The organism is Micromonospora sp. PLK6-60 (genome assembly GCF_019890675.1).
Taxonomy (GTDB): domain Bacteria; phylum Actinomycetota; class Actinomycetes; order Mycobacteriales; family Micromonosporaceae; genus Micromonospora.
This window is the reverse complement of record NZ_JAIOAA010000007.1, coordinates 26,913-38,934: the sequence shown is the minus strand read 5'-3', so window position 1 is coordinate 38,934 and position 12,022 is coordinate 26,913. Positions and strand designations below refer to the sequence as shown.

At 73.2% G+C, this 12,022-nt stretch carries 13 protein-coding genes; 11 read left to right on the top strand and 2 right to left on the bottom strand.

Annotated features, from left to right (window positions below; genetic code table 11):
• Position 1 precedes the first annotated feature (1 nt).
• Both K7640_RS15485 and K7640_RS15480 read right to left on the bottom strand, forming a co-directional pair.
• Entirely contained in the window at positions 2-538 is a 537-nt protein-coding gene (locus tag K7640_RS15485; RefSeq protein WP_374198090.1) for a hypothetical protein, read from the bottom strand.
• Positions 539-693: 155 nt separating this feature from the next.
• Positions 694-1,131 carry an Lrp/AsnC family transcriptional regulator gene (locus K7640_RS15480; protein ID WP_222955537.1) on the bottom strand — a complete coding sequence of 146 codons (438 nt, stop codon included), beginning with the start codon at positions 1,129-1,131 and terminating at the stop codon, positions 694-696.
• A 175-nt stretch (positions 1,132-1,306) separates the two neighbouring features.
• On the opposite strand from K7640_RS15480, the gene K7640_RS15475 reads away from it, so the two are divergent.
• From K7640_RS15475 to K7640_RS15425, 11 genes are read left to right on the top strand one after another with little or no spacing between them, the layout of a single operon-like run.
• The gene (locus K7640_RS15475) at positions 1,307-2,179 is read left to right on the top strand and encodes a tryptophan 2,3-dioxygenase family protein (RefSeq protein WP_255609191.1); all 873 of its coding nucleotides are present in this window, start codon (positions 1,307-1,309) and stop codon (positions 2,177-2,179) included.
• A gap of 14 nt (positions 2,180-2,193) precedes the next feature.
• Complete coding sequence (kynU, locus tag K7640_RS15470) at positions 2,194-3,471, top strand: kynureninase (RefSeq protein WP_222955535.1); 1,278 nt, start codon at positions 2,194-2,196, stop codon at positions 3,469-3,471.
• Positions 3,468-4,802 carry an NAD(P)/FAD-dependent oxidoreductase gene (locus K7640_RS15465; RefSeq protein ID WP_222955534.1) on the top strand — a complete coding sequence of 445 codons (1,335 nt, stop codon included), beginning with the start codon at positions 3,468-3,470 and terminating at the stop codon, positions 4,800-4,802. Before kynU ends, K7640_RS15465 begins: the two co-directional genes overlap by 4 nt.
• 20 nt (positions 4,803-4,822) lie before the next feature.
• Positions 4,823-6,304 (top strand): 2-hydroxymuconic semialdehyde dehydrogenase, encoded by a 1,482-nt coding sequence (locus K7640_RS15460; RefSeq protein ID WP_222955783.1) that lies wholly within the window; start codon positions 4,823-4,825, stop codon positions 6,302-6,304.
• Positions 6,301-7,155, top strand: a complete 855-nt coding sequence (locus K7640_RS15455) for a 2-keto-4-pentenoate hydratase (RefSeq protein WP_222955533.1) — start codon at positions 6,301-6,303, stop codon at positions 7,153-7,155. Before K7640_RS15460 ends, K7640_RS15455 begins: the two co-directional genes overlap by 4 nt.
• Positions 7,152-8,141, top strand: a complete 990-nt coding sequence (locus K7640_RS15450; protein WP_222955532.1) for an acetaldehyde dehydrogenase (acetylating) — start codon at positions 7,152-7,154, stop codon at positions 8,139-8,141. Before K7640_RS15455 ends, K7640_RS15450 begins: the two co-directional genes overlap by 4 nt.
• Positions 8,138-9,202 (top strand): 4-hydroxy-2-oxovalerate aldolase, encoded by a 1,065-nt coding sequence (gene dmpG / locus K7640_RS15445; RefSeq protein ID WP_222955531.1) that lies wholly within the window; start codon positions 8,138-8,140, stop codon positions 9,200-9,202. The genes K7640_RS15450 and dmpG overlap by 4 nt, the downstream gene beginning before the upstream one ends.
• Positions 9,199-9,972: a 2-keto-4-pentenoate hydratase gene (locus K7640_RS15440; RefSeq protein ID WP_222955530.1), complete on the top strand. Its 774-nt coding sequence runs from the start codon at positions 9,199-9,201 to the stop codon at positions 9,970-9,972. Before dmpG ends, K7640_RS15440 begins: the two co-directional genes overlap by 4 nt.
• Positions 9,973-10,028: 56 nt before the next feature.
• On the top strand, positions 10,029-10,454 hold the full coding sequence (locus tag K7640_RS15435; protein WP_222955529.1) for a RidA family protein: 426 nt from the start codon (positions 10,029-10,031) through the stop codon (positions 10,452-10,454).
• Positions 10,447-10,971, top strand: coding sequence for a 3-hydroxyanthranilate 3,4-dioxygenase (locus tag K7640_RS15430; RefSeq protein ID WP_222955528.1), 525 nt, complete (start codon positions 10,447-10,449; stop codon positions 10,969-10,971). Before K7640_RS15435 ends, K7640_RS15430 begins: the two co-directional genes overlap by 8 nt.
• Positions 10,971-11,990, top strand: a complete 1,020-nt coding sequence (locus K7640_RS15425; protein WP_222955527.1) for an amidohydrolase family protein — start codon at positions 10,971-10,973, stop codon at positions 11,988-11,990. Before K7640_RS15430 ends, K7640_RS15425 begins: the two co-directional genes overlap by 1 nt.
• Positions 11,991-12,022 lie beyond the last annotated feature (32 nt).

Below are 12,022 nucleotides of genomic sequence, written 5' to 3'. Positions count from 1 at the left end.
CTCAGCGGTGGTACGTGGTCCTGCGCCGGGCGCCGAGGCCGGCCACCACCGCCACCGCGGCGAGCCCGCCGACCAGCAGCAGCGAGCCGACGCCCGGGCCGCCGCCCGCCGTGCCGCCGCCCCCGGTCGCCGGGCCCTTACTGGGCTGCGCCATGTTCAGCACGGTCAGCATGGTGGAGGCCGTCTGGCCGTTGTCGCACCGCAGGTCGACCGGGTAGTCACCCGGCTGCTTGTTGCCGGGCACGGTGGTCGCGCCGGTGAGGAAGCCGTTGTCCGACCGCAGCGTCACCGGGCCGCTGAAGGCGTCGGAGCGTACGGTCGCCCCGCGGTTGTTGTTGCCGTTGGTGGTGGCGCTGTTGTCGCAGCTGGCCCGGATGTTCACCCGCTTGCCGGCCTGCACGCTGTTCGGCGTGACCTCGACGAAGGTGTTCTCGCCCGCCCGCGCCGCTGTGCCGGCGGACAGGACGTACGCCCCGACCAGGCCGAGCAGCACCAGTACGGCCGAAAGGGCGCGCTGTGACACGTGAAGCCCCCGCATGATTCCCCCCTCCCGGTGCGTCCGCACCGGAATCCTGCTGACGGGCAGCGGGGGCTGCATTCCCGCTGGCCCGAGGGCAAACCCCCGGTCCGTCGCCCGAGGTGAAAGGAGGGGCCCCTTATTAACAGACGTCTGTTAATAAGGGGCCCCTCCTTTCACGCCAGCGGCGTGACGGGCTGCCAGTCGAGGGGGGTGGAGAGGACCATCGTGCTGGACGGCTGCCCGTACGGGGCGAGGCGGTCGATCACCCGCTCGAACTCGGTGATCGAGCCGGCCGCGACCTTGAGCACGCTGCACGCGTCGCCGGTGATCCGGTGGATCTCCATGATCTCCGGCCAGCCGGCCACCTCCGGGTCGTTGAGGATGCAGCGGGACCCGTAGCAGGACATCCGGATCAGCGCGACCACCGTCCGGCCGGCCCGGGCCAGGTCCACGTGCGCGTGGTAGCCGGTGATCACCCCCGCCTCCTCCAGCCGGCGCACCCGTTCGGCCACCGCCGGCGGCGACAGGTGCACCCGGCGGGACAGCTCGCTGAACGAGAGCCGGGCGTCGGCCTGCAGCTCCCGCAGCAGCGCCCAGTCCATGTGATCCACCGCTCGACCTTTCTATCGTGAACCCGAAACCGTAACGGCTTTTCAAGCGATAGGCCGAACTGCCGCAGTGCCGTTGATCCGGCATTCCATTGGCCGTTCCGACCGCGAGATCATGACGCTACCGGCCGACGGAGGGAGACGACAGGTGGAACAGTCGGACCTGCGGGCGCCCACGATGACCGCGGCGGTGCGCCCGGCCACCGCCCGGCAGCGGGCCGCCCGGGCGGCCCGCAACGGCGGCGAGCCGACGCTGGAGTTCGCCGACCGGGTGCCCTACGACGCGTACGTGCGGGCGAGCACCCTGCACGGGTTGCAGCAGCCGCTCAGCGACGACCCGGGCGAGATGTCCTTCCTGATGGTCAGCCAGATCATGGAGCTGTACTTCGGGTTGACCTGCCACGAGCTGCGCCACGCCCAGCGGGAGCTGCGCGCCAACCGGATCTGGGAGGCGCTGCCCGCGCTGCGCCGGGCCGCCCTGCACCTGGAGGGGCTGAACGCCGCCTGGCAGGGCCTGCGCTGGATGACCCCGGCCGACTTCAACCGGTTCCGCAACCAGCTCGGCGAGGGCTCCGGCTTCCAGTCGGCGATGTACCGGCAGCTGGAGTTCGTGCTCGGCCTGCGCGACCCGGCGCTGATCCGGCCGTTTCGCCGGCAGGCCGAGGTGCACGCGGAGCTGACTGCCGCGCTGGCCGCCCCGAGCCTCTGGGACGAGGTGGTGCGGCTGCTCGCCCGGCGTGGCTTCGACATCCCCGACGAGCTGCTGACCCGGGACCTGACCGTCGAGCACGAGACGCACCCGGCCGTCGAGGCGGCCTGGGTCCGCATCTACGCCGACGGCGGCCCGGACAACCACCTCCGGCTGCTGGGCGAGGCGCTGACCGAGGTCGCCGAGCGCTTCAGCGACTGGCGCTGGCACCACGTCAAGGCGGTGCAGCGGACCATGGGCGCCAAGGTCGGCAGCGGCGGCTCCGCCGGGCTGGCCTGGTTGCAGCGCAGCATGGCCCGGGTGTTCTTCCCCGAGCTGTGGTCCGCCCGGACCGCGATGTGACCGGAGAGCGGAGCATGCACACCGAAGCCGAGGCGCACCGCCGCGACGCCGCCGACCCCGGGCGCCGGCACCTGTTCCACGTGCCGCCCGCCGAGGGCGGCCGGTATCCCGAGGTCGCCTACCTGGCCGGCAACTCGCTCGGCCTGCCACCCCGGGCCACCCGGGACGAACTCCTCGCCGACCTGGACGCCTGGCGGCGGCTCGGCGTCGAGGGGCACCTGGAGGCCGAGCGGCCCTGGCTGCCGTACCACGAGCTGTTGACCGCGCCGGCCGCGCGACTGGTCGGCGCGCTGCCGGCGGAGACCGTGGTGATGAACTCCCTGACGGTCAACCTGCACCTGCTGATGGTGAGCTTCTACCGGCCGGCGGGGGAGCGCACCCGGATCGTCATCGAGGACAGCGCCTTCCCGTCGGACAGCTACGCGGTGCGCAGCCAGGCCCGGTTCCACGGCCTGGACCCGGACGCCACGGTGATCCGGCTGCGCCCCCGGGCCGGCGAGGAGACCCTGCGCACCGCCGATGTGGTGGACCTCCTCGCCGCCGAGGGGCACACCGTGGCGCTGGTGCTGCTCGGCGGGGTCAACTACCTCACCGGCGAGCTGCTGGACATTCCCGCGATCACCGCCGCCGGGCGGGCCGCGGGCGCGGTGGTCGGCTGGGACCTGGCGCACGCGGTGGGCAACGTCCCGCTGGCGCTGCACGACTGGGACGTCGACTTCGCCGCCTGGTGCTCCTACAAATACCTGAACTCGGGGCCGGGCGCGCTGGCCGGCGTCTTCGTCCACCAGCGGCACCTCGGCCGGGCCGACCTGCCCCGGTTCGAGGGCTGGTGGAGCACCGAGGCGGCCACCCGGTTCGAGATGACCCCGGTCTCCCGGCCGCCGGCCACCGTCGAGGCGTGGCAGATCTCCAACCCGCCGATCTTCGCGATGGGACCGGTGCGCACCTCGCTGGAGCTGTTCGACTCCGTCGGCATGACCGCGCTGCGGGAGCGCAGCCTGCGGCTCACCGGCTGGCTGGAGCAGTTGCTGGACGAGGTGGTCCCCGGCCGGCCGCTGACCGTGGTCACCCCGCGCGACCCGGCCCGGCGCGGCTGCCAGCTCTCGGTCCGGATCGGGACGGGCAGCGCCAACGAGCTGACCAAGCGGCTGCGGCACGAGCACGGCGTGATCGCCGACGCCCGGGAGCCGGACATCGTCCGGTTCGCGCCGGTGCCGCTCTACTCGACGTACCACGACTGCTGGCGGGTCGCCGACGCGCTCGCCGCGACCGTTTCGGAGGTGGGCCGGTGAGCGAGCGGGACGAGATCGCGGTGGTCGGCGCCGGGCTGGCGGGCTGCCTGCTGGCCTGCTACCTGGCCCGGCGCGGCTACCCGGTGGCGCTCTACGAGCGGCGGCCGGACCCGCGCACCGGCAAGGTCGAGCGGGGCCGGTCGATCAACCTGGCGCTCTCCGAGCGGGGCCTGGACGCGCTGCGCCGGATCGGGCTCGACGAGCGGGTGATGGCCGACGCGCTGCCGATGCGCGGCCGGATGATCCACCCGGTCGCCGGCGAGCAGCAGTTCCAGTCGTACAGCGTCGCCGGCGACCGGGCGATCAACTCGATCAGCCGGGGCGCGCTGAACAACGCCCTGCTGGACGCCGCCGCCGCGCTGCCCGGCGTGCGGATCGCCTTCGACCACCGGCTGGTCGGCCTCGACCCGACCACCGGCGAGCTGACCTTCGAGACCCCGCAGGGCAAGGTCGCCGAGACCGCCGCGGTGGTCCTCGGCGCGGACGGCGCCGGCTCCGCGGTGCGCGGGCAACTCCTCGGGTACGGGGTGCTGACCGAGAGCCTGGACTTCCTCGACTACGGCTACAAGGAACTCACCATTCCGCCGGTCGGCGGCGAGTTCGCCCTCGACCCGGGCGCCCTGCACATCTGGCCGCGCGGCACCTCGATGATGATCGCGCTGCCGAACCCGGACCGCTCCTTCACCTGCACGCTGTTCTGGCCGACCCACGGCACGGCCAGCTTCGCCTCGCTGGGCAGCCCGGCCGCCATCGAACAGCACTTCGCCGAGCACTACCCGGACCTGATCCCGCTCGCGCCCAACCTGGTGGACGACTACCAGCACAACCCGGTCGGCGTGCTCGGCACGGTCCGCTGCGCGCCCTGGCAGGTCGACGGCCGGGTGGCGCTGGTCGGCGACGCGGCGCACGCCATCGTGCCGTTCTACGGCCAGGGCGCCAACTGCGCGTTCGAGGACGTCGTCGAGCTGGACCGCTGCCTCGACGAGTGCGCCGACGAATGGGCCGCGGCGCTGCCGCTCTACCAGGCGCGGCGGCAGGAGAACGCGGAGGCGATCGCCCGGATGGCGCTGGCCAACTTCGTGGAGATGCGGGACAAGGTTGCCTCCCCGCTGTTCCGGGCCGGCAAGCGGATCGAACACGCCCTGGAACGCGCCCTGCCCGGCCGGTACGTCTCCCGCTACGAGCTGGTCTCCTTCTCCACCACCCCGTACGCCGAGGTGCGCCGCCGGGTGCGGCGGCAGCACCAACTGGTCGGGGTGGCCGCCGCCGGGGCGGCGGCGCTGCTGGCCGGCGCGGTCGGCGCCCTGATCGGCCGGGGGAGGCGGGGATGACGCGCTGGGATCCGCGGCTGATGGCCGGCACCGCGCCGGACGGGCCGGGCCTGCTGCGCAACTTCGTCGGCGGCGAGTTCGTCGCCGCCGGCAGCCGGTTCACCAAGCGCAGCCCGGTCACCGGCGAGCCGGTCTTCGAGGTGGTCGAGGCGGATCGCGGCACGGTGGACGACGCGGTCGCCGCGGCGCGGGCGGCGCTGCGCGGGCCGTGGGGCCGGACGGGGGAGCGGGAGCGCGCCGAGGTGCTGCGCCGGATCGCCGACGAGCTGGAACGGCGCTTCGACGACCTGGTCGCCGCCGAGGTGGCGGACACCGGCAAGGCCATCTCCCAGGCCCGTACGCTGGACATCCCGCGCGGCGCGGCCAACTTCCGGGCGTTCGCCGAGATCGTGGCGACCGCGCCCACCGAGTCGTTCACCACGGTCACCTCGACCGGCGGCCGGGCGTTGAACTACGCGGTCCGCAAGCCGGTCGGCGTGGTCGCGGTGATCGTGCCGTGGAACCTGCCGCTGCTGCTCCTCACCTGGAAGGTCGCCCCGGCGCTGGCCTGCGGCAACGCGGTGGTGGTGAAGCCCAGCGAGGAAACCCCGGCGTCGGCCACCCTGCTGGCCGAGGTGATGGCCGCGGCCGGCGTGCCCGACGGGGTGTTCAACCTGGTGCACGGCTTCGGCCCGGACTCGGCCGGCGAGTTCCTCACCCGGCACCCGGGGGTGGACGCGATCACCTTCACCGGCGAGTCGGCCACCGGCAGCGCCATCATGCGGGCCGCCGCCGACGGGGTGAAGGCGGTCAGCTTCGAGTTGGGCGGCAAGAACGCCGGCCTGGTCTTCGCCGACGCCGACCTGGACGCCGCGGTGGCCGGTTCGGTCCGGTCCAGCTTCACCAACGGCGGCCAGGTCTGCCTCTGCACCGAGCGGATCTACGTGCAGCGGCCGGTGTTCGAGGAGTTCACCGCCCGGCTGGCGAAGCGGGCCGGGGAGCTGGCGTACGGCTGGCCGGCCGACGAGGCGACGGTGAACATGCCGCTGATCTCGCACGCCCACCGGGACAAGGTGCTCGGCCACTACGACCTGGCCCGCACCGAGGGCGCCGAGGTGCTGACCGGGGGCGGGGTGCCGCGCTTCGGCGACGCCCGCGACGGTGGCGCGTACGTGCGGCCGACCGTGCTGACCGGGCTCGGGCCGGACGCCCGCACCAACACCGAGGAGATCTTCGGCCCGGTGGTGCACGTCGCCCCGTTCGACGACGAGGACGAGGCGTACGCGCTGGCCAACGGCACCGACTACGGCCTGGCCGCGACGGTCTGGACCCGGGACGTGGGCCGGGCGCACCGGGCCGGCGCCCGGCTGGACGCCGGGATCGTCTGGGTGAACACCTGGTTCCTGCGCGACCTGCGCACCCCGTTCGGCGGGGTGAAGGCGTCCGGCGTCGGCCGGGAGGGCGGCGTGCACTCGCTCGACTTCTATTCCGAGCTGACAAACGTCTGCGTGGACCTCTCATGAGTGCGCGCGGCGGGCAGAATGCACGGCGTCAGCGAGCGCAGCGAGGGACGGGGACGACCGTGGACATCGAGGCCGCCAACCGGGAACTGGCCGTGGCCCGGCAGCAGGAGAAGCCGTGCCCGCCGCTGCGCGGGCGGCTGCTGCCGGAGGGCGACATCGAGACCGCGTACCAGGTGCAGCAGGTCTACACCCGGCAGCGGCTCGGCAAGGGGCACCGGCGGGTGGGCGCGAAGATCGGCCTGACCTCGCGGGCGGTGCAGGAGAGCTTCGGCGTCTTCCAGCCCGACTTCGGGGTGCTCTTCGACGACATGTCGGTGGGCGACGGGGTCGAGGTGCCGATCGGTCGGCTGCTCCAGCCCCGGGTGGAGGCGGAGATCGCCTTCGTGCTCGGCGCGGACCTGCCCGACGAGCGGGTCACCTCGGTCGACCTGATCCGGGCCGTCGACCACGTGCTGCCGGCCATCGAGATCGTCGACTCGCGGATCGCCGGCTGGGACATCTCCATCGTGGACACCATCGCCGACAACGCCTCCAGCGGGCTCTTCGTGCTGGGCACCAGGCCCCGCCGGCTCGCCGACGTGGACCTGCGGCTGGCCGGGATGGTCCTCGAACACGCCGGGGAGCCGGTGTCCGTCGGCGCCGGGGCGGCCTGCCTCGGCAACCCGCTGCACGCCCTGGAGTGGCTGGCCGGCACCATGGCCCGGGCCGGCGACCCGCTGCGCGCCGGTGACGTGGTGCTCTCCGGCGCGCTCGGCCCGATGGTGCCGGTCACCCCGGGCGCCGCGTACGAGGCGCGGATCTCCGGGCTCGGCTCGGTGCGTACCTGTTTCTCCTCGGAAGGGGCCTCATGAGCGTCGGTGTGGCGGTGCTCGGGTCGGGCAACATCGGCACCGACCTGATGATCAAGGTGCTCCGGCTCAGTGAGCGCCTGCGGATGGTGGCGATGGCCGGGATCGACCCGGCCTCGGACGGCCTGGCCCGGGCCCGCCGGCTCGGCGTGGCCACCACCGCCGAGGGGGCGGACGGCCTGGTGGCGATGCCGGAGTTCGCCGACGTCGAGCTGGTCTTCGACGCCACCTCGGCCGGCGCGCACCGCCGGCACGACGAGGTGCTGCGGGCGCACGGCCGGACCGTGGTCGACCTGACCCCGGCGGCGATCGGCCCGTACGTGGTGCCTACCGTCAACCTCGACGAGCACCTGGGCGAGCCGAACGTCAACATGGTGACCTGCGGCGGGCAGGCCACCGTGCCGATCGTGCACGCGGTCGGCCGGGTCACCCCGGTGGCGTACGGGGAGATCGTCGCCTCGATCGCGTCGAAGTCGGCCGGTCCGGGCACCCGGGCCAACATCGACGAGTTCACCGAGACCACCGCCCGGGCCATCGAGGTGGTCGGCGGCGCCGGGCGCGGCAAGGCCATCATCGTGCTGAACCCGGCCGACCCGCCGCTGCTGATGCGGGACACCGTCTACTGCCTCTGCCCGGACGCCGACGCGGACCGGGCGGCGATCGCCGCCTCGGTGGCCGACATGGTGGCCGCCGTGCAGGAGTACGTGCCCGGCTACCGGCTCAAGCAGGACGTGCAGTTCGACCGGGTGGACACGTACGCGCCGGTGCTCGGGCGGCACTTCACCGGGCTTCAGGTCTCGGTCTTCCTGGAGGTCTCCGGCGCCGGGCACTACCTGCCCGCGTACGCCGGCAACCTGGACATCATGACCTCGGCCGCGCTGCGCACCGCGGAGCGGCTGGTGGCCCTGCGCTCGGAGGGGGTCGGGGTGAGCGCGAGGAGTGCAGCGGAGCGGAGCCCCGCAGTCGCGAACCAGGGGGGCACCGCATGACCGACCTCTACATCCAGGACGTGACGCTGCGCGACGGCATGCACGCCATCGCGCACCGGTACACGGTGGACCAGGTGCGGACCATCGCCGCCGCGCTCGACGCGGCCGGGGTGGCCGCGATCGAGGTGGCGCACGGCGACGGCCTGGCCGGCTCCAGCGTCAACTACGGCCACGGCGCGGCCGGCGACGCGGAGTGGATCTCCGCCGCCGCCGAGGTGCTGACGAACGCGAAGCTCACCACCCTGCTGCTGCCCGGCATCGGCACCATCGCCGACCTGAAGGCGGCGCAGGCGCTCGGGGTGACCAGCGTGCGGATCGCCACCCACTGCACCGAGGCCGACATCTCCGCGCAGCACATCTCCTGGGCCCGGGAGAACGGCATGGATGTCGCCGGGTTCCTGATGATGTCGCACATGAACGACCCGGCCGGGCTGGCCGCGCAGGCCAAGCTGATGGAGTCGTACGGGGCGCACTGCGTCTACGTCACCGACTCCGGCGGCCGGCTGCTGATGTCCGACGTCGCGGCGCGGGTCGACGCGTACCGGCAGGTGCTCGCACCGGAGACGCAGATCGGCATCCACGCGCACCACAACCTGTCGCTGGGCGTGGCGAACAGCGTGCTGGCGGTCGAGCACGGCCGGATCCTCGGCGCCGGGCCGGCCGGCCCGGACGCCCCGCCCGGCCGGACCGTCCGGGTGGACGCCTCGCTGGCCGGCATGGGCGCGGGCGCGGGCAACGCCCCGCTGGAGGTCTTCGTCGCGGTCGCCGAGCTGCACGGCTGGAAGCACGGCTGCGACGTGTTCGCGCTGATGGACGCCGCCGACGACGTCGTCCGCCCGCTCCAGGACCGGCCGGTCCAGGTCGACCGGGAAACCCTCTCCCTCGGGTACGCGGGCGTCTACTCCAGCTTCCTGCGGCACGCCGAGCGGGCCTCGGCGAAGTACGGGGTGGACGTCCGGTCGATCCTGGTGGAGCTGGGCCGGCGGCGGATGGTCGGCGGCCAGGAGGACATGATCGTGGACGTGGCACTGGACCTGGCCGGCAGCAAGGAGACCTCATGATCGGGCCGGACGTGGCGGGGATCGCCGAGAAGCTGGGCGCGGCGGCCGACACCGCCACCGCGATCCCGCAGCTGGCCGCCGAGACCGGCCTCGACGTCGACGCCGCGTACGCGGTGCAGACCGCCCTGCTCCAGCGCCGCCTGGACCGCGGCGAGCGGCTGGTCGGGCTGAAGATGGGGCTGACCAGCAAGGCCAAGATGGCCCAGGTCGGGGTGGACGAGGTGATCTGGGGCCGGCTCACCGACGTGATGCGGGTGCCCGACGGCGGCACCGTCGACGTGGGCGCTTTCATCCACCCCCGGGTCGAGCCGGAGGTGGCGTTCCTGCTGGACCGGCTGCCCGACCCGGGCGAGCCGGTCGGCTCCTTCACCCGGGCCGTCCGCGCGGTCGCCCCGGCGATCGAGCTGATCGACTCCCGGTACGCCGACTTCCGGTTCTCCCTGCCGGACGTGATCGCCGACAACACCTCGGCGGCGGCGTTCGCCGTGGGGCCGTGGTCCCCGGTGCCGGACGGGCTGGACAACCTCGGCGTGCTGCTGGAGATCGACGGGCGGGTGGCGCAGGTCGGCTCGACCGCGGCCATCCTCGGCGACCCGCGCCGCGCGCTGGACGAGGGTCTGCGGCTGGCCGGCCGGCACGGCGTCCGGCTGCGCAAGGGCTGGGTCTTCCTGGCCGGCGCGGCCACCGCCGCAGTGCCGCTGCGGCCGGGCGCCCACGTCCGCGCCGTGGTGGAGAAGCTCGGCACCGCCTCCCTGAGGGCTTCGTCGTGAGCGCGAGGAGTGAGCCGGGTTTGCGAGCCCCGCAGTCGCGAACGAAGAGCGGCCCGATGACGGCCCGGGTCGTCGCGGGAAAGGCCGTGCCGCGCGGCGCCTTCCCGCACGTCAAGGTGGCCGGCGGGTTCGTCTTCGTGTCGGGTACGTCGGCACGGCGGCCGGACAACACCTTCGCCGGCGTGTCGGTCGACGAGTTCGGCACCACCGACCTGGACATCCGGGCGCAGACCCGGGCCGTGGTCGAGAACATCCGGGACCTGCTCCGCTCGGTCGGCGCCGAGCTGGCCGACCTGGTGCAGGTGACGTCGTACCTGGTCAATATGAATGACTTCGGTGGATACAACGAGGTGTGGGCGGAGTTCTTCGACGCCACCGGGCCGACCCGGACCACGGTGGCCGTGCACCAGCTTCCGCACCCGCACCTGCTGATCGAGATGCAGGCCGTGGCGCTACTTCCGTCGGGAGGTCATCGTGAGTGAGATCGCCGAGCCGTTCAGCTTCTCCGGCTGGATCGGGGAGAACCAGCACCTGCTCAAGCCGCCGGTGGGCAACAAGGAGATGCTGCCGGGCAGTGACGACTTCATCGTCATGGTGGTGGGCGGGCCGAACCAGCGCACCGACTTTCACGTCGACCCGTACGAGGAGTTCTTCTATCAGGTCAAGGGCAACATGCACGTCGACCTGATGCTCCCCGAGGGGCCGCGGACGGTGCACGTGCGCGAGGGGCAGATGTGGATGCTGCCGCGCAACACCCCGCACTCGCCGCAGCGGCCCGAGGCCGGCTCGATCGGCATGGTGATCGAGCGGGTCCGCGAGGAGGGCACGCTGGAGAAGTTCCAGTGGTACTGCCCGCAGTGCCACCACAAGGTGCACGAGGTGGAGTTGCAGGTCCGCGACATCGCCGCCGACCTGCCCCCGGTGTTCCAGGCGTTCTATGCCGACGAGAAGGCGCGAACCTGCGGCAACTGCGGCGCGCTGCACCCGGGCAAGGGCTGATGGCCGAGCCGGACCCGACGCGCACGCCGGTGGTCGACGTGCACACGCACGTCGTACCGAAGGGGTGGCCGGATCTGGCCGCGGCCTGCGGCGGGTCCGGCTGGCCGTGGCTGCGGATCGACTCCGAGCGGGCCGCCATGATCATGGTGGGGGAGCGGGAGTTCCGGCCGGTCGGCGCGCCGTGCTGGGACGCGCGGACCCGGCTGGCCGACATGTCCGCCGACGGCGTCGACGTGCAGGTCGTCTCGCCCACGCCGGTCTTCTTCAGCTACGACCGCCCGGCCGACCAGGCCGTCCGGGTGGCCCGGATCTTCAACGACCTCACCCTGGAGGTCACCGCGGCCGGTGGCGATCGGCTGGTGCCGTTCTGCCAGGTGCCGTTGCAGGACCCGGACGCGGCCTGCGCCGAGCTGGACCGCTGCCTCGCCGCCGGGCACGCCGGCGTGGAGATCGGTAACCACGTCGGCGACCGGGATCTCGACGACGCCGGCATCGTGCAGTTCCTGACCCACTGCGCGCAGGTCGGCGCCCCGGTCTTCGTGCACCCCTGGGACATGCCCGGCGGCCCCCGGCTGGACCGCTGGATGGCCCGTTGGCTGACCGGGATGCCCGCCGAGACCCACCTGTCGGTGCTGGCGCTGATCCTCGGCGGGGTGTTCGACAAGGTTCCGGAGACGCTGCGGATCTGCTTCGCGCACGGCGGCGGCAGCTTCCCGTTCTGGCTGGGTCGCGCCGACAACGCCTGGCACCGGCGGGGTGACCTGGTGCGGGGGGCCTCCGCCGCCCCGCCCAGCAGCTACGTCGACCGGTTCAGCGTCGACTCGGTGGTCTTCGCGCCGGCCGCGCTGCGGCTGCTTGTCGACACCATGGGCGCCGACCGGGTGCTGCTCGGCAGCGACTACCCGTACCCGCTGGGCGAGCGGCCGGTGGGGCAGGTGGTGCACCGGTCCGACTTCCTCACCGACGTCCAGCGGGCCGCGCTGCTCGGCGGCAACGCCCTGCGCTTCCTGCACGGCTGACCGCCCCGCCGGCGCGCGACTCGATATACAAA